The following is a 16,998-nucleotide window of genomic DNA, read 5'->3' as shown; positions in this document are numbered from 1 at the left end:
GTTCAGGCTCGCGTCGAGGGGGTGTCGATCCGAAGATGTCGCTCACGGTGCTCCTGGCTCACAGCAGTGTGGGTCTGGTGGCGCCAGCCTACGGGGTGTGGAAGAACCGCGGACTCACGCGTCGTCCGCGAGCGTCCCGGCGACCAGGTCGGTCAGCCCGGGGACGAGGTCCGGGCCCTCGATCAGCGGCGCGTCCTCGGGTGCCCGCGGGCGCACCGCGACGTGTGCCGCGCCCTCGCGCAGCACCGCCGCGACGATGCGCATCTCCTGGCGGTCGGGGTGCTGCGCGGCGAACTCCGCGGCGGCGGCCGGGTCGTCCGGGAGGTCGTCCTCGGCCTCGGCGGGCAGCGTCAGCCGCTCCACCACGACGGCACAGCCGGCGACCTCCTCGGGCCAGCCGATCTCGGCCAGCAGGTCCTCGACCTGGCGGTCGGCGGGCAGCTCCTGCTCGATCGGCGTGTACGAGTCGGGGGCGCCCAGCTCGTCGGCCAGCTCGGGCTGCGCGGCGAGCAGGTCGCCCGTCAGCACGAGGGCGAACAGCCGCGGCGGCTGGTCCCAGCCACCGTCGTTCACGTGGGCCTCGACCTCGAGCGCGGCCTGGCGGACGGGCGAGTCCTCCCCCATGCCGCCACCGGTCACGGTCAGCTTCGGATCACTCACAGCTCGCCACCTTCGCCTTCGGGTCCTTCGCGAGCGTGCCCAGCGCATCGATCGCGTCCTGCAGCGTGGCCACCTTGACCAACGTCATGCCGAAGTCGTCCCCCTCGGCCGCCTCGCGGCAGTTGGCCGCCGGCACGAGGAAGATGTCGGCCCCGGCCTCGGCAGCCCCGGCCATCTTCTGGCGGACGCCGCCGATCGAGCCGACGGTGCCCTCGGGATCGATCGTGCCCGTTCCGGCCACGTTCTGCCCGCCGGTCAGGGCGCCGGGCGTGAGCGAGTCGTAGATCGCGAGCGCGAACATCGTGCCGGCGCTCGGGCCGCCGACGCGGTCGCCGATGTGGTTCTCGATGTCAATCGGGAACTCGAACGTCGAGCCCACGGCGATGCCGACGCGCGCCTGGTCGGGGTCGTCGTCCATCGCGGTGGTGCGGATCGTGACGGTGCCGTCCTTGCCGTCGCGCCGGTAGCCGATCGTGACGTCGTCACCCGGCTCGCGGTCGCCGACCGCCTGGCCGACGGACTCCTGCGTGGCGACCTTCTCGCCGTCCACGGTGAGGATGAGGTCGTCGACCTCGAGCTTGCCCTGCGCGGGACCGTCCTCGACGACGGCCGACACCTTCGGCACCTCGGGGACCGTGATCCCCGCGGCTCGCAGTGCGGCGGCGCGCGAGGCGTCCTGCGAGCTGGCCAGCTGCGCGGCTCCCTCGGCCGTGGACTGCTCGTTCGTCTGGTGGTCGGGGTAGACGAAGTCGTGCGGGACGACGTTGACGTCGGGGTCGAGCCAGCCCTCGATCGCGCCGGCCAGCGACATCCGCGACTCGGCGCGGGTGACCGAGACGGTCGTGAAGTCGAGGCGCCCGTCGGTGGGATAGGTGCGCACGTCGTCACCGAACGTGAGCATCGGGGTGCCGTCCAGCTCGCCGAGCGTGTTGAACACCGGCCCGGGCCGCATCGTCACGAAGGGCACCGGCAGGAACGCCACGAGGCACGTCAGCACCGTCACGACGGACAGGCCCACGGAGAGGGTGAGGGTGCGGCGGCTCAGGCGCAGCGGAGATGACACACCGACACCCTAGAGCCGGGCGGGAAACGCCGGGGCACGCCTCAGGACGGAGCGCCTAGGCTGGCTCCATGGCCGAGGAACCGCGCGAGGACCCCCAGAACCCCTTCAAGGGCACGCCCCTGGAGGGCCTGTTCGGACAGATGGGCGCAGGTCAGTTCGACCTCAACCAGATGATGTCCCAGATGCAGCGGATGTTCGAGCCGCACGAGGGCACCGTCAACTACCAGCTCGCCGCCGACGTGGCCCGCCACGCGGTCGCCGCCGAGGGCGAGGACCCGAGCCCCCACAGCGGCCAGGCCGGTGCCGTCGCCGACGCCGGCCGACTGGCCGAGATGTGGCTCGACAAGGCCACCGACGTGCCCGCCGCCGCCACCTCCGCGCTGGCGTGGAGCCGCGCCGAGTGGGTCGAGCACACGATGCCCACCTGGCAGGTCATGGTCGAGCCGGTGGCGCAGCACGTCGTGTCCTCCATGGCCGACGCGATGCCGCCCGAGGCGAAGGCGATGGCCGGCCCGCTGCTGGGCATGCTCAACCAGGCCGGTGGCGCAATGTTCGGCCAGCAGATCGGCTCGGCCATCGGGGCCCTCGCCACCGAGGTGCTCTCCTCCACCGAGGTCGGGCTGCCGCTCGGTCCCGAGCACACCGCGGCCGTGCTGCCGCACAACGTCTCGGCGTTCGCGACCGACCTCGAGGCCAGCCAGGCCGACGTGCTGCTCTACGTGATGCTGCGCGAGGCCGCCCACCACCGTCTCTACGCGCACGCCACGTGGCTGCGCGGCGCCGTGCTCGGCGCGATCGAGGACTTCGCCCGCGGCATCCGCATCGACGTCGGCTCGATCGAGGAGCAGATGCGCTCGATCGATCCCGGCAACCCCGAGGCGATGCAGGAGGCCCTCTCCGGCGGACTGTTCGACCCCGCGCCCACGCCCGAGCAGGAGCGCGCCAAGGAGCGCCTCGAGCTGCTGCTGGCCCTCATCGAGGGCTGGGTCGACGAGGTCGTCGCCCAGGCCACCGCCGGCGTCATGCCCGCCGCTCCCGCGCTGTCGGAGGCGATGCGTCGTCGTCGCGCCACCGGCGGCCCCGCCGAGGACACGTTCGCCTCGCTCGTCGGCCTCGAGCTGCGGCCCCGCCGCCTGCGCGACGCCGCCAACCTGTGGTCGGCGCTGCGTGACCGCCGGGGCGCCGAGGCGCGTGACGCCGTGTGGAGCCACCCCGACCTGCTGCCGACGTCGGCCGACCTCGACGACCCGCTGGGCTTCTGCGAGCGGCAGACCGCCGAGCTGAGCGATGCCGACTTCGACGCCGCCCTGCAGGAGCTGCTGTCGTCCGACGACTCCGGCGACGCGGACGACACCCCCGACGACCGCGCGTGAGCCTGACCGCGGACATCCGCGACGTCCTCGAGCAGTGGTCGGCGCCGTCGGGCGAGCAGGACCACCTGCGCGTCCTCTTCGCCGCGTACGCCGGTGCGCATGACGAGCCAGGAGCGCGCGCCTGCGCGCCCGACCACGTGACCGCGAGCGCCCTGGTCGTCTCGGCCGAGCACGACCGTGTGGCCCTGGTGCTGCACCCGAAGTTCGGCCGCTGGCTGCAGACGGGCGGTCACTGCGAGGCCGGCGACCCGTCGCTCGCCGATGCGGCCCGCCGCGAGGCCGAGGAGGAGACCGGCATCGCCGGCCTCACGATCGATCCCGAGCCGGTGCTGCTGTCGCGCCACCCCGTGCGCTGCCACGAGGGCGGCCACCACCTCGACGTGCAGTTCGTGGCGGTCGCGCCCGCGGGCGCCGAGCCGAAGTGCTCGGACGAGTCCGACGACGTGCGCTGGTTCGCGCTCGACGCGCTGCCCGAGCCGACCGACGACTCGGTCAGGGCTCTCGTCGACGCTGCCAGGTCACGCCTTCGAGGAACCCCATCGCCTCGTCCATCCGCGGGTGTCGCCTGACGATCGCGTCGAACCGCGGGCCGTGGCCCGAGACGACGAGGTGGGTCAGCTCGTGCACCAGCACGGCGTCGACGACGTGGTCCGGCATGTCCTGGAGCCGGTGCGACAGCCGGATCGTGCGGTCCAGCGGCGTGCAGGAGCCCCACCGCGTGTTCTGGTTGGTGACCCAGCGGACCGACGCGGGCTCGGGAGCCTCGGGCACGTAGCGGGCGGCCAGCTCGGCCGCGCGACGGGCGAGCGCCTCGTCGGAGCGCGGCGCCCGGCGGCTCCGCTCGCGCGCGTCGAGCTTCGCGACCATCTCGTCGACGGCGCGTCGCTCCTCGCGGGCGGACATGGTCGCGGGGATCATCACGATCGTCAGATCGCCCTCCCGGCGCGCCGAGACGGTGCGGGTCCTGCGGGCGCTGCGGCGCACCTCGATCCGGGGCATGGACACCAAGGTAGACGGCTGTCCACACGAACCCCACACCCTCCGTCGGCGTTCCCCACACGATGTGCACAGGTTCATCCACAGGCGGTGGACAGAGATCCGACATACCCATTGACCGAGCCCCGGGAGTCGGCCTACCTTGAGCGCAGTCGAAGCCCCGCTCCGACGCGCAAGGGGAAGGCGCGCCGGGTGGGGCTTCGCCCTTGCTTGCCGCCTCTTTGCGCCGATTTGCGCCTAGGCTGATCGTGACCTGTGCCACATTGGGCGGCACACATCGGCAAGGAGGCCGCTATGGCGGAGACATGGACCGGCGAGTTCTACTGCGTGAAGTGCAAGGACAAGCGCGAGACCAGTGGCGAAGTCCAGGTCAGCGAGAAGGGCACCCGCATGGCCAAGGGTGTGTGCCCCGTGTGCGGGACGAAGCTCAACCGCATCCTCGGCAAGGCCTGAGCATCGCGGTGGGGGCGGACCGCCGCCCCCACCGCCGCTCCCCTCCCCTGTGGATCGCTCGGGCGCGCGTCCGCTGACCTGGGCCACGATGGCCCGATGGCGCCCACCCCGATCCGCGGTCCTCGACTCCTTCCGGGCGCCCTGCTGCTGCGTCGCGATGCCCGCACGCTCCAGATCGGCACCAGCCCCGGTGTCCCCGTCCGCGACCGGCCGGGCCTGGCGCGCGTGCTGCGCCTCCTCGACGGCTCGCTGCCGCTGCCCGTCCTCGCCGACCTCGTGGCGCGCGACGTGCCCGAGTTCGCCGACGATCTCCACGCCACGCTGCGCGAACTCCGTGCCGCGGGTGCCGTCGTCGATCCCGTCCCGGCACCTCCCCGTCCGCGCGTGGCCGTGCGCCACGACCGGTCCACACCCGACGTCGCCGCGCTGCTGATCGACTCCCTCGGATCGGCGACCGCCGAGCCCGAGCTCGAGATCCTCCTCAGCGCGGGCGAGCCCGGCCGCTCGACCGTGGAGCACCTCGTCGGCGCGGGGGTCGCCCACCTGCCGGTCGTCCTCGACGAGCGACGCGTGCGGATCGGGCCGCTCGTCGTGCCCGGCGTCACGCCCTGCCTGGGCTGTCACGACGCGCACCGCTCCGCAGCGGACCCGGGGTGGCGGGCCCTCGTCCCCCAGTTCGAGCGAGGACGCCTGCTCGCGTGCGGGCTGGCGCCGGGCGTGCTGTTCCGCGCGACCGCCGAGGTGCTGCACCAAGTCGACTGCCTGCGGGACGGCACCCGTCCGCCGGCGCTCGGGCGGGTCGTGTCGGTGGCCTCTCCGCACGACGCCCCCGAGGTCGAGGACGTGCCGTTCGCGACCGAGTGCGCGTGCCGGCTGCTCGCCGCGTGACCGGTCGGATGCGGCGGGCGCCACTATCCTGACCACGTGGCCGACACCGACCCGGACGACGCTCCCGACACTCCCCTGACCGGCAGTGCCCTGCGACGCGGGGCCCGCCTGGCCAGCCTTCCCGCCGGCTTCGCGGCTCGTACGACCTGGGGCATCGGCCGCAGACTCGTCGGCGCCCCCGCCGCCGCGGTGATGACCGACGTCCAGCGCCGCACCGCCGACCAGGTGTTCTCCGTCCTCGGCCAGCTCAAGGGCGGCGCGATGAAGTTCGGCCAGGCGCTGAGCATCTTCGAGGCCGCGCTCCCCGAGGAGGTCATCGCCCCGTACCGCGAGGCGTTGACGAAGCTGCAGGACGCGGCGCCGCCCATGGGCTCGCCCACCGTCAGGCGCGTCATGGAGCGCGAGTTCGGCGCCGACTGGCCCGAGCGCTTCCCCGACTTCGAGATGACGCCGGCCGCCGCCGCCTCGATCGGCCAGGTGCACCGCAGCGGCTTCGTCGCCGAGCCGGGCGCCGAGCCCGTCGAGGTCGCGGTCAAGCTGCAGTACCCCGGGGCCGCCGAGGCGCTGAACTCCGACCTGCGCCAGATCGGCCGGCTGGCACGCCTGCTCGGCACGATGATGCCGGGCGTCGACGTGAAGGCGCTGGTGCGCGAGCTGCAGGAGCGTGTCGCCGAGGAGCTCGACTACTCCCTCGAGGCCGACGCCCAGGCCCGCTTCGCCGAGGCGTTCGCGAACGACCCGAACATCGTCGTGCCCCGACCGCTCGCGCACACCGAGCGCGCCCTGGTGACCACGTGGCTGCCCGGCGACCGCTCGCTGGCCGACGTCATCACCGACGGCACACCCGAGGAGCGCGACCGGCTGGGCGAGACCTACGTGCGCTTCCTGTTCGAGGGACCGGCGCGCGCCGGGCTCCTGCACGCCGATCCGCACCCGGGCAACTTCCGCGTGCTGCCCGACGGGCGACTCGGCGTGGTGGACTACGGTGCCGTGGCACGACTGCCCGACGGACTGCCCGCGCCGATGGGCCCGCTGCTGCGGGCCGCCGCCGACGGCGACTACGTCACGGTGGCCGAGGGGCTGCGCCGCGAGGGCTTCGTGCGCCAGGGCAGCACCGTCGACCCCGACGTGCTGGGCCGCTACCTCGGTCCGATCGTGGAGCCCGTGGCGGTCGAGGCGTTCACGTTCGACCGCGACTGGCTGCGCCGCCAGGGGCAGCGTCTGTCGTCACCGGGCGCGGAGGGCATGGGCACGGCGCTCAAGCTCACCGTGCCGCCGAGCTACCTGCTGATCCACCGCGTGTGGGCCGGCGGCGTGGGCGTGCTGTGCCAGCTGGGCGCCACCGCGCGCTTCCGCGGGATCGTGGCCGAGGCGCTGCCGGGCTTCGACGCCGCCTGAGCCTCAGGAGCCGGCCACCACGGCCAGCACGTCGTCGCCGTACTTCTCCAGCTTGGACTGGCCGACGCCCGAGACCTGCAGGAGCTGGTCTCCGCTGCTGGGTCGCAGCGCCGCGATGGCCTTGAGGGTGGCGTCGTTGAAGACGGTGAACGCCGGCTTGCTCTCCTCCTGCGAGACCTCCTTGCGCCACGCGCGCAGACGCTCGAACAGCGCCTCGTCGTAGTCGAGATCGGGGGTGGGCAGCTTGACCTTGCGCTGGGGCGCGCGCGAGACCTGGACCTCCTCGGGCAGGAGGCGGTCGAGGAAGCGACTGGGCTTGCGGCGCGCCTGGCCCCCGGCCTTGCGCGCGGCCGACCACGACACCATGAGGTGGCGCCGGGCGCGGGTGAGGCCGACGTAGAACAGCCGACGCTCCTCCTCGACCGAGGCCGGGTCGTCCATCGTGGCGACGTACGGCAGCGTGCCCTCCTGGGCGCCGGCGAGGAAGACGGCGTCCCACTCCAGGCCCTTGGCCGCGTGGAAGGTGGACAGCGTGACGCCGTCGGTGGACGGGGCGTGCGCCTGGTCGGCCCGGCGGTCGAGGTCGGCGACGAGGGCGGCGAGGTCGGCCTGTGGCTGCTCCTGCGCCAGGTCGGCAGCCATCGTGTGGATCGCCTGCAGCGACTCCCAGCGGTCGCGGACGGCGCCGCGTCCCTCCGGCGGGGTCTCGGAGAAGTCCATCGCCGCGAGCACGGCCCGGACGTCGTCGGCCAGCGAGCCCGAGCCCTCGCCCGCGTGGGCCGACCCGCGCAGCAGGGTGACCGCCTGACGCACCTCGGGCCGCTGGAAGAAGCCCGTGCCGCCGCGCATCGAGTACGGGATCTGGAGGCGGCCGAGCGCCTCCTCGTAGACCTCGGACTGGGCGTTGATCCGGTAGAGCACCGCCATCTCGCGGTAGGGCACGCCCTGGCGGTGCAGCGCGACGATGCGGTCGGCGATCGCGTCGGCCTCGGCGGGCTCGTCGGCGAACGGGCGGTAGTCGACGGCGGGGCCGGGCGAGTTCTGCGACTGCAGCCGCACGCCGAGCGTGACCGAGGGGCCGCGCCCGGCGAACACCTCGTTGGCGGCGGCGACGATCTGGGGCGTGGAGCGGTAGTTGCGCACGAGCTCGATGCGGGGAGCGTCGGGGAACCGGCGCGTGGTGAAGTCGCCGAGGATCGTGGCCGAGGCGCCGGCGAACGTGTAGATCGTCTGGCGCGGGTCGCCGACCACGCACACCTCGTCGCGCCCGCCGAGCCACAGGTCGAGCAGCGTGGACTGGAGCGGGTTGACGTCCTGGAACTCGTCGACGACGAACCACTTGTACTGCCGGCGGATCTCGGCCGCGATGGCCGGATCGTCGGCGAGGATCGCGGCGGTGATGAGCAGGATGTCCTCCATGTCGATCCGGCCCCGGTCGCGCTTGACCTGCTCGTACGCGCGCAGGACGGCGCCGACCTCGCCCGGGTCGATGTCGCCCACCGTGCGCTGGCGGCGGATCGCCTCGGCGCCGTAGTCGTCGGGGCGGACGTTGGACACCTTGGCCCACTCGACCTCGGCCGAGAGGTCGCGCAGCAGCGCCTGGTCGGCGCGCACGCCCACCTGTCGCGCGGCCTCGGCGACGAAGGCGAACTTGGACTCGAGGATCTGCGGGAACTCGGTGCCGTAGACGCGCGGCCAGAAGTAGCGCGCCTGGCGTAGCGCGGCGGAGTGGAACGTGCGCGCCTGCACGCCCGCGGCGCCCAGCGTGCGCAGCCGCTCGCGCATCTCACCCGCCGCCTTGACCGTGAACGTGACGGCGAGGACCTCGGTGGGCTTGTAGACGCCCGTGGCGGTGCCGTAGGCGATGCGGTGGGTGATGGCCCGGGTCTTGCCGGTGCCGGCGCCCGCGATGACGCACAGCGGGCCCCTCAGCGTGGTCGCGACCTCTCGCTGCTCGGGGTCGAGTCCGTTGAGCAGGTCGTCGGCGTCAGACATGGTCTCCCAGATCGTGTGCGGGGGTGGGCAGCGACCAGCGTAGCCGCGCCCGGCGACACGATCGGCGGTCGCACACAGGCCGCCGGGGAATGGGACGATCGACGGGCACGTTGACCATGACAGAAGCAATCGATCGACCGAGAGGGTCCCGATGTCCGACGCATCGTTCGTCCTGTACTCCACGCCATGGTGCGGCTACTGCCACCGCCTCAAGTCGCAGCTGCAGCGCGAGGGCATCGAGTTCACCGAGGTCGACATCGAGCAGGATCCGGACTCGGCCCTGATCGTCGAGCAGGCCAACGGCGGCAACCAGACCGTCCCCACGCTCGTCTTCGCCGACGGCACCGCCCTCACGAACCCCTCGGTCGCGCAGGTGAAGGCCCAGCTCGGGGTCTGAGTTCTCAGAAGCGCCCGCGAGGGCGACCCGCGGCCGGTAGCCTCGCGCCGTGACCCAGCCTCCGCAGCTCCCCCCGCCCGCCTACGGCTACGGCTACGTGCCGCAGCCCGCTCCGAGCGGGATGTACCAAGCGGCGGCCATCATCAATTGGGTGGTCCTGGGCCTCGTCGTCGTGGGCACGTGCGGACTCGGCATCATCGCGGCCGCGTGGTTCATCCCGATGACGATCAACATCCACCGCGGCGCGAGGGATCGTCAGAAGCACACCGCCCTGGCCGTCTGCACCCTGCTGTTCTGCAACCTCGTCTCAGGCATCCTGATGCTCGCCGAGGATTCGAACCGCTCGGAACGCCCGATCTACTGAGTCCTGTGGCGCGACGTCGGTGTTCGACGATAGGACGTCATCATGGCGCGGACCGAAGAAGCACACCTCGACGACGAGACCGCGCGTCGTAGGCGCATCGAACAGATCCAGGAACTCGCGGCCGACCCGCGGTTAGACGGCGAGGAACTCTACGACGCGTCGGGCCTGCCGCGGTAAGTGCTGGGAACGAGCTCTCGGCGCGCCGCTGGTCACTTCTCGAGGCCGGCCGGCGCCTACCAGGCGCCGGGGAGCTCGCCGCCGTACCACTGCTCGACGAGCCAGCGCGAGATCGAGACCTTCGGCGGCGGCAGCACGACCTGCTCGGACTCGACCGCCGCGAGCAGCTCCTCGCGGGTGAACCAGCGCGCCTCGGCGATCTCCTTGGGGTCGAGCACGAGGTCGGTGGTCTCGGCGACGGCGTTGAACCCGAGCATGAGGCTCTGCGGGAACGGCCACGGCTGACTGCCGAGGTAGCTCGCGCGCTCCACCTGCACCCCGACCTCCTCGGCCACCTCGCGGCGCACCGCGTCCTCGAGGGTCTCCCCCGGCTCGACGAAGCCCGCGAGCGTGGAGAAGCGACCCTCGGGCCAGTTCGGGTTCCGCGCCAGCAGGGCGCGGTCGTCGGCGTCGGTGACCAGCATGATCACGGCGGGATCCGTGCGCGGGTAGTGCTCGGTGCCGCACGACGGGCAGACGCGCAGGTGGCCCGCCTGGGCGCTGTAGAGGTACTCGCCGCAGCGCGAGCAGTAGGTGTGCGACTGCAGCCAGCGCGCCAGCCCCACCGCGTGGATCGCCAGGGAGAGCTCGTCGGGGTCGAGCAGCGGCGCCAGCACCCGGACGCTCACCGGGTTCAGCTCGCGCGGGACCCGCTGCACCGCCACGGCCGCGTGACGCGTGCCGTTCTGGTCGCCGAGCAGGATCCACTCGCCGTCGGGCGCCTCGTCGACCGGCACCCAGCGCAGCGCGGGCCCGTCGATCGTGGCCACGTGCTCGCCGCCCAGGACCAGCACCCGCGTGTCGGGGGTCCGCCACAGCTCATCGCTGCCTCGCAGGTTCCCCGCTCGGTCGTGCCGGGCCCGTTCGAACGCGAAATCCACGCCTCACCGTAACCCGAGCCGCGTCTCGAGCGCCGCACGCTCGGGCAGGTCGTCGAACGTGTGCGACCGACCGAGGCGGACGTAGTGGAACGTGCCCACGACCAGACGCGGGTCGAGGTCGTGCATCTCGGCCCACGCGAGGCGGTAGAGCGCGAGTTGGAGCGGGTCGGCGTCGGGCGTGCGGCTGGTCTTCCAGTCGACCACTTCGAAGCCGGCCGTGCCGTCGGCGAGCTCGGTGGCGAAGACGGCGTCGATCCGGCCGATCACCTGCTGCCCGCCGAGGCGCAGCGTGAACGGCGCCTCGATCGCGACGGGCTCGCGTCCGGCGAACGGTCCGGACTCGAAGGCCTCCTTGAGCGCCTCGAGGTCGGACTCGTCCATCACCTCGGCGTCGCCGCGGCCCGGGAGCTCGTCGGGGTCGAGCAGCGTCTGCTGGCCGTACCGGGCCTCGATCCAGGCGTGGAACCGCGTGCCGAAGCGGGCCGCCGCCGAGGGCTGGCGCGGCATCGGCCGTGCCAGCGCCCGGACGAACACCTCCTCGTCCTCGGCCAGCGCGAGCACGGACGTGGCCGACAGCGAGGCCGGGAGCTCGAGGTGGATGGCTCTCTCGGCGCGGGCCCGGGCCTCCTCCAGCAGCAGGTCGAGGTCGGTGCGCAGCTCGGCGAGGCGCTCGTCGCCCTCGACCGGAGGCGCCTCCTCCGCGTCGAGATGGCGCCGGACGGCGGCGGCGAGCTCGCGGCGGCGGTCGAACGAGGTCAGCGCGACCGGCCACGGGACGGTCTGGTCGACCAGGTGCGGGTTCTGGTCGTCGTCGACGGGCGCCTCGGCCCACACCACGGGGTCGCTCCCGTGCTCGGCGAGCCAGTCGCGGACGTCGACGAGGAACTGCGACTCGGCGCGCGGCCTCAGCTGGGTGCGGCCCCAGCGGTGGCCACTGACGTGCAGGCGCCGCTTGGCGCGCGTGAACGCCACGTAGGCCAGCCGGATCTCCTCCATCAGCGCGTCACGGCGGGTGTCCTCCTCGAACGCCTTCTTCGCCGGGCTGGTGAACTCGGCGACCTGCGGGACGAACGCGACGTCGCCGCGCAGCGGTGCCGGGAGCGCCTTGGCGACCGTGGGCCAGCGCGAGCGCCCGCGACCGGAAGGGAAGACGGTGCCCGAGACGAAGGGCACGAAGACCTCCTCGAACTCCAAGCCCTTCGCACGGTGGATCGTCAGCAGCTTGATCGAGTCGGCGTCGGACGGAGCGCTGAGCTCCATGCCCTCGTTGTACTCGCGTTCGGCGTCGAGGTGCGCCAGCAGGCCCGGCAGCGAGGCGTAGCGGTCGTGCTGGGCGTAGTCGCCGATCGCGTCGATCAGCAGCGCGAGGTTGTCGGTGGGCACGCCCGCGACCGGCAGCTCGACGTCGAGGTCGAGCTCGGTGACGACGCGGCGGGCGAGGTCGAGCAGCGGCTCGTGCGCGTGACGGCGCAGTCGTCGCAGCATCGCGGCGAGGTCGGCGAACCGCGAGCGCGCCTCGTCGGAGTAGGCGGCGTCGCCCGGGTCCTCGATCGCCTCGGCCAGCGACACGATCTCGGTGGGGTCGACGCCGGTGGTGGCCTCGTCGAGCGCCGCCTGCAGCAGCGCGTCGGGGTCGCTGGCGTCGACGTCTCCCCCGTCGCGCCACTGGCGGCCGAGCTCGGCGGCGCGACGGCCCAGCAGGGCGAGGTCGCGCTCGCCGATCCGCCAGCGCACGCCGGTGAGCAGGCGAAGGACGGCGGGGTTGGCCGTGACGTCGTCGAGGACGGCCAGCACCGACAGCACGTCGACGACCTCGGGCTGCTGGAGCAGGCCGGTGAGGCCCACGATCTCGACGGGAAGGCCCCGCGAGCGCAGTGCCCGCACGATCTCGGGGTTCTCGTTGGTGGTGCGCACCAGGACGGCGATCTCACGACGCTCGGTGCCGCGCTCGACCGAGTCGACCACGAGGTCCACGAGCGCCTCGATCTCCTCGGCGACGCCCTGGTGCAGCGCGACCGACACCTCGCCCGACGGATTCTCGGGCGCGGCCTTCAGTGGCGTGACGATCTCGGCGACGCCCGGCGAGCCGTAGTAGTCGCGGGCGACGTGGCCGGCGAGGTCGATGATCTCGGGCGCGCACCGGCGGGTGACGTCGAGGCTGAACAGCCGTCCCTTCGCGCCGCCGGCGCCCGGGAAGTCGTCGAGGAACGCCGTGAGGTTGCCCGAGGCGGCGCCGCGCCAGCCGTAGATGCCCTGGGCCGGGTCGCCGACGGCGCTGATGGGCCGGCCCGCGAACAGGGCCTGCAGCAGGTCGCGCTGGGCCACCGAGGTGTCCTGGTACTCGTCGAGCAGGACGACGTCGAAGCGCTCGCGCAGGACCTGCTGGACCTCGGGCAGGGTGGCCAGCTGGGCGCCCCAGGCCATCTGGTCGGAGAAGTCCATGACCCCCGCGTCGGCCTTGGCGGCGCGGTACTCGTCGACGAGGTCGGCCAGCTCGTCGCGCTTGAGGCAGGCCGCGACGATCTCCTCGTGCCACTTGAGCTGCTTCTCGGCGGACTGGGCGCGCTCGATCGTGGCGCGGTCGAACTCCCGCAGCTCGTCGGTGGTGACGAGGTGCTCCGACAGCTGGCCGTCGAGCTCGAGGAGATCGCCGATGACGGTGGGCAGCCACGCCGAGACGTGGCGCAGCGGGCCCTCGTGACGCCGGGCGGTGCGGGCGGCGATCTGGAAGCGCGTGGCGTCGGCGAGCACGCGCAGGTCGGGCTCGATCCCCATCCGCAGGCCGTGCTCGGCGATGAGGGTGCCGGCGAACGCGTGGTAGGTGGAGACGGTCGGCTCGCCGAACTCGGAGAAGTCGCCGACGAGCTCGAGCGACTCGCGCACGCGGCCGGCCAGCTCGGCCGCGGCCTTCGACGTGAAGGTCAGTCCCAGCAGCCGGTCGGGGGCGTAGCCGAGGTGGCCCACGAGCCACACGACGCGTGCGGCCATCACGGCGGTCTTGCCGGCACCGGCGCCCGCGATGATCGCCTGCGGCTGCGCCGGGTCGGCGGTGATCGCGGCCAGCTGCGCCTCGCTGAAGGGGATGCCGAGCACCTCGCGCAGGTGGTCGGTGTCGCGCACGAGCGGCGTCACTCGGCACCTCCGATCGTGGGACCGGTGAGCACGGGACACAGCGTGCGGAAGTCGCAGAAGCCGCAATGGTCGTTCGGGCGGGCCACGAGACGCTCGTCGCGGACCGCGCGCGCGGACTCGGCCAGCAGGTCGAGGGCGAAGAACGCCTCGTCGGGCGCGGGCGGGGCCTGCGGCTGCACCTTCGGCGAGTCGGGGTCCTTCGCACCGGCGGGGGTGCGCAGCTGGACCAGCTCGGCGCCGCCGGAGCGGGCCTCCTCGACGCCCAGCGACGCGACGGCGCCGTGCTCGACGGCCACCTGGTAGATCCCCAGCTGTGCGTGCTCGGCGATCTTGCGCGGGCCGGGGGCGTTGCGGCTGGTCTTGAAGTCGACGACGTGGACGTGGCCCTGGGCGTCGATCTCGACCCGGTCCATCGAGCCGCGCAGCAGCACCTCCTCGCCGCCCACGACGAGCGTGGTGGTGAAGGCGTGCTCGGCCGCGAGCGGCGTGCGCGGGTTGGCGCGGTGCCAGCGCGCGAAGCGGGTGAGGGTCTCGTGCGCGGCCTGCCGCTCGCGCTCGCCCAGCCAGGCCGCCTGGTGGTCGAGCCGGTGCCAGATCTCGTCGAGGCGTGCCGCCATCGCGATCTCGTCGGGCTCGACGCCGCGCTGGACGACGTCGGCCGCGAGGGCGTGGACGATCGACCCGAAGCCCTGCGCCGAGGTGGACGCGGACTCGCCGTGCGCCTCGCGTCCGAGGAACCAGCGCAGCGAGCACGCCGTGATCCCCTCGACCGCCGAGCCCGACAGAGCGAGCGGCTGGTCCGCCGGGCGCCACGGCGACTCGGCCTGCGTGGGCTCGGCCAGACCCCACCAGCGGGCGGGGTCGGCGGCGCGCGTGAGGGCGAGGTCGGCGCGCACGATCTCGGCGAGCATCGCGGCGGCCTCGTCGCGCACGGTCTCGTCGTCGGACTGCTCGCCGATGCGGCGCAGCTCGGCCACGACGCCGCGCAGCGAGACGGGACGGGCGGGACGGCCCAGCGGCAGGTCGGCATCGACCCCGAAGCCCGCGGCGATCAGCTCGGTGACGAAGCGCGAGGGCTGGTCGCCGTCGTCGGTGGGCGTCTGCACGGCGGTGACGACGAGGCGGCTGGTGGCGCGGGTGCACGCGACGTAGAACAGCCGGCGCTCCTCGCGCAGCTGCTCGCCCCGGGCGCCGGGGCCGACCGGCCCGTCGAGGTGCTCCGAGCGGAGCAGGCTGCCGCGCGACCTCAGGTCGGGCCAGCGGTCGGCCTGGACGCCGGCGACGACGACGAGCGGCCACTCGAGGCCCTTCGAGCGGTGCGCGGTCATCAGTCGGACCGCGTCGGGTCGCGCGGCGCTGGTCTCGAGCTGGTCGGCCGGGATCTGCTGGGCGCGCAGCTCGGCGACGAAGTTCACGGTGTCGCGACGACGACCGCCCTCCTCGGCGCGCGCCGCGTGCCGGAACAGCGCGCACACGGCGTCGAGGTCGCGGTCGGCGTGGACGCGGCCCTCGACGGTGCCCCACTGCTCGCGCAGGCGCGCGGGCCAGCGAGTGCCGTTCCACAGCAGCCACAGCGCCTGCTCGGGCGGCTCACCACGGCGCAGGACGGCCGCGGCACGCCCCAGCAGCGCCGCGAGGTCGCGGGCGGCGCCGACCGCGTCGGCGGTGGAGGGGTCGGAGGTGTCGACGCCCAGTGCGGTGGGGTCGTGCAGGGAGGCGGCCACGAGGTCGGTCGAGGGCGTCTCGGGGTCGCGGCGGCGCAGCGCGCGTCCGAGCCGGCGCATCGCGGGTCCGTCGAGCCCCGCGAGCGGACCCGCCAGCAGGGCCTCGGCCATCTCGGGGTCGAGCGGCTCCTCGCGCGCGATCCGGTCGGCGGCCTCGAGCGCCAGCAGCAGGGTGCGGACGGACGGCTGGGCGACGAGGGGGACCTCGTCGCCCGCGACCTCGACCGGCACACCCGCCGGACCCAGGACGCGCTGGAGACGCGTGAGGTCGGCGCCCGTGCGCACGAGGACGGCCATGTCGGACCACGCCAGACCGTCGTCGAGGTGGGCGCGGCGCAGCACCCCGGCGATGTGCTCGGCCTCGGCCGTGGCGGAGGCGTAGGTGACGACCTCGACCCGGCCCTCCTCACGGGCGGCCGAGTGCAGGTTGCGGTGCTGGCCGGCAGCGCGTGCGTCGAGCCCGGGCGGGACCGGCGGGCTGCCCAGCGCGACTCCGGCCGCAGCGAGGATCCGCGGTCCGAAGCGACGCGTGGTGGTGAGGGCGACCGTGGGGGCCGGCCGGTCGGCAGCGCCGAACTGCTGGGGGAACCGCGTGATCGCACTCGGATCGGCGCCGCGGAAGCCGTAGATGGCCTGGTCGTGGTCGCCGACCACCACGAGGTCGCGACCGTCGCCGGCGAGGTCGTGCAGCAGCCGCACCTGGAGCGGGTCGGTGTCCTGGTACTCGTCCACGACCACGAGGCGGTACCGGTCGCGCAGCGCGCGGCGGTGGTCGAGGTCGCCCGCGATGGCGGCGGCACGCGTGACGAGGTCGGTGTAGTCCGTGCGGTTCTGGAAGTCGATGACCTGGTGGTACTCCTCGATCGCGTCGGCGACGCGGGCCCACTCGGGCCGCTCGCGCGTGGCGGCGAGGGCACGCAGGTCGTCGGGACCGAGACCACGGGTGACCGCGGCGGCCATGAACGACTGGAGCTCGGCCGCGAGACCGCGGGTGCCGAGCGCCTCGCGCAGCGACGCGGGCCAGGACGACGCGTCGTGCCCGCCGAGCAGGTCGGCGACCACCGCGTCGCGCGTGGGCGCGGTCATCAGCTCGGGCGGTGCGGCGAAGGCCTCGGGGTCGCTGAACTCGCGCACGAGGGCGTAGCAGAACGCGTGGAAGGTCATCGCCGGAACCGTGCCCGACGTCGCCGACAGCCGGCGCCCGATGCGGTCGCGCAGCTCGCCGGCGGCCTTGCGGCTGAAGGTCAGGACGAGGATCTGGTCGGGAGTGAGCTCGCCCGACTCGATGCGGTCGACCACGACCTCGACCAGCGTGGTGGTCTTGCCCGTTCCGGGCCCCGCGAGGACCAGCAGCGGGCCGCCGCGGTGGTCGACGACGGAGCGCTGCGACGCGTCGAGCGCGGGCGCGTCGGCGCGCACGGGCTCGGGCCGCTGCAGGACGAACTCGGGTGGCACACG

At 73.6% G+C, this 16,998-nt stretch carries 15 protein-coding genes; 8 read left to right on the top strand and 7 right to left on the bottom strand.

The genetic code is table 11. From position 1 onward, the window contains the following. Positions 1-114 precede the first annotated feature (114 nt). A complete protein-coding gene (locus ACGWYL_RS09795; protein ID WP_218845860.1) occupies positions 115-660 on the bottom strand; it encodes a PPA1309 family protein in 546 nt (181 codons plus the stop codon). Continuing rightward, complete coding sequence (locus tag ACGWYL_RS09790) at positions 653-1,723, bottom strand: PDZ domain-containing protein (RefSeq protein WP_395487058.1); 1,071 nt, start codon at positions 1,721-1,723, stop codon at positions 653-655. The genes ACGWYL_RS09795 and ACGWYL_RS09790 overlap by 8 nt, the downstream gene beginning before the upstream one ends. A 68-nt stretch (positions 1,724-1,791) precedes the next feature. Here ACGWYL_RS09790 and ACGWYL_RS09785 point away from each other — a divergent pair, with 68 nt between their 5' ends. Both ACGWYL_RS09785 and ACGWYL_RS09780 read left to right on the top strand, forming a co-directional pair. Then, positions 1,792-3,096, top strand: a complete 1,305-nt coding sequence (locus ACGWYL_RS09785; protein ID WP_269305698.1) for a zinc-dependent metalloprotease — start codon at positions 1,792-1,794, stop codon at positions 3,094-3,096. Further along, complete coding sequence (locus ACGWYL_RS09780) at positions 3,093-3,665, top strand: NUDIX hydrolase (protein WP_395487057.1); 573 nt, start codon at positions 3,093-3,095, stop codon at positions 3,663-3,665. The genes ACGWYL_RS09785 and ACGWYL_RS09780 overlap by 4 nt, the downstream gene beginning before the upstream one ends. On the opposite strand, the gene ACGWYL_RS09775 is transcribed toward ACGWYL_RS09780, so the two are convergent. After that, the gene (locus ACGWYL_RS09775) at positions 3,589-4,095 is read right to left on the bottom strand and encodes a M48 family metallopeptidase (RefSeq protein WP_395487056.1); all 507 of its coding nucleotides are present in this window, start codon (positions 4,093-4,095) and stop codon (positions 3,589-3,591) included. The genes ACGWYL_RS09780 and ACGWYL_RS09775 overlap by 77 nt on opposite strands. Before the next feature lie 291 nt (positions 4,096-4,386). Here ACGWYL_RS09775 and ACGWYL_RS09770 point away from each other — a divergent pair, with 291 nt between their 5' ends. The 3 genes from ACGWYL_RS09770 to ACGWYL_RS09760 all read left to right on the top strand — a co-directional run bounded on the left by ACGWYL_RS09770 (position 4,387) and on the right by ACGWYL_RS09760 (position 6,831). Then, complete coding sequence (locus tag ACGWYL_RS09770; RefSeq protein WP_179425886.1) at positions 4,387-4,545, top strand: DUF5679 domain-containing protein; 159 nt, start codon at positions 4,387-4,389, stop codon at positions 4,543-4,545. A 96-nt stretch (positions 4,546-4,641) separates the two neighbouring features. Further along, positions 4,642-5,433, top strand: a complete 792-nt coding sequence (locus ACGWYL_RS09765) for a hypothetical protein (RefSeq protein WP_179425888.1) — start codon at positions 4,642-4,644, stop codon at positions 5,431-5,433. 36 nt (positions 5,434-5,469) lie between these two features. Next, positions 5,470-6,831: an AarF/ABC1/UbiB kinase family protein gene (locus ACGWYL_RS09760; protein WP_269305691.1), complete on the top strand. Its 1,362-nt coding sequence runs from the start codon at positions 5,470-5,472 to the stop codon at positions 6,829-6,831. Between the two features lie 3 nt (positions 6,832-6,834). On the opposite strand, the gene ACGWYL_RS09755 is transcribed toward ACGWYL_RS09760, so the two are convergent. Continuing rightward, positions 6,835-8,826 carry an ATP-dependent helicase gene (locus ACGWYL_RS09755; protein ID WP_395487055.1) on the bottom strand — a complete coding sequence of 664 codons (1,992 nt, stop codon included), beginning with the start codon at positions 8,824-8,826 and terminating at the stop codon, positions 6,835-6,837. Positions 8,827-8,977: 151 nt separating this feature from the next. Between ACGWYL_RS09755 and ACGWYL_RS09750 the strand changes: the two genes are divergently transcribed. The 3 genes from ACGWYL_RS09750 to ACGWYL_RS09740 are packed head-to-tail and all read left to right on the top strand — an operon-like array spanning position 8,978 to position 9,764. Beyond that, entirely contained in the window at positions 8,978-9,223 is a 246-nt protein-coding gene (locus ACGWYL_RS09750; protein ID WP_395487054.1) for a mycoredoxin, read from the top strand. Between the two features lie 49 nt (positions 9,224-9,272). Continuing rightward, complete coding sequence (locus ACGWYL_RS09745; RefSeq protein ID WP_179425894.1) at positions 9,273-9,587, top strand: hypothetical protein; 315 nt, start codon at positions 9,273-9,275, stop codon at positions 9,585-9,587. Positions 9,588-9,629: 42 nt separating this feature from the next. After that, positions 9,630-9,764, top strand: coding sequence for a hypothetical protein (locus ACGWYL_RS09740; RefSeq protein ID WP_263280662.1), 135 nt, complete (start codon positions 9,630-9,632; stop codon positions 9,762-9,764). A 56-nt stretch (positions 9,765-9,820) separates the two neighbouring features. Here the strand turns inward: ACGWYL_RS09740 and nudC are convergent, their stop codons facing one another. Genes nudC through ACGWYL_RS09725 form a run of 3 tightly spaced genes read right to left on the bottom strand, consistent with a single transcriptional unit; the run spans position 9,821 to position 16,995 of the window. Next, positions 9,821-10,684, bottom strand: a complete 864-nt coding sequence (gene nudC, locus ACGWYL_RS09735) for an NAD(+) diphosphatase (RefSeq protein WP_395487053.1) — start codon at positions 10,682-10,684, stop codon at positions 9,821-9,823. A gap of 3 nt (positions 10,685-10,687) precedes the next feature. After that, positions 10,688-13,816 carry a UvrD-helicase domain-containing protein gene (locus ACGWYL_RS09730; RefSeq protein WP_395487052.1) on the bottom strand — a complete coding sequence of 1,043 codons (3,129 nt, stop codon included), beginning with the start codon at positions 13,814-13,816 and terminating at the stop codon, positions 10,688-10,690. Next, positions 13,813-16,995 (bottom strand): ATP-dependent helicase, encoded by a 3,183-nt coding sequence (locus tag ACGWYL_RS09725; RefSeq protein ID WP_395487051.1) that lies wholly within the window; start codon positions 16,993-16,995, stop codon positions 13,813-13,815. Before ACGWYL_RS09725 ends, ACGWYL_RS09730 begins: the two co-directional genes overlap by 4 nt. Between the last annotated feature and the right edge of the window lie 3 nt (positions 16,996-16,998).

It is taken from the genome of Aeromicrobium sp. JJY06, from assembly GCF_044069275.1.
Classification (GTDB): domain Bacteria; phylum Actinomycetota; class Actinomycetes; order Propionibacteriales; family Nocardioidaceae; genus Aeromicrobium; species Aeromicrobium tamlense.
The sequence above is the reverse complement of the archived record's forward strand: the minus strand, read 5'-3'. Positions and strand labels throughout refer to the sequence as shown.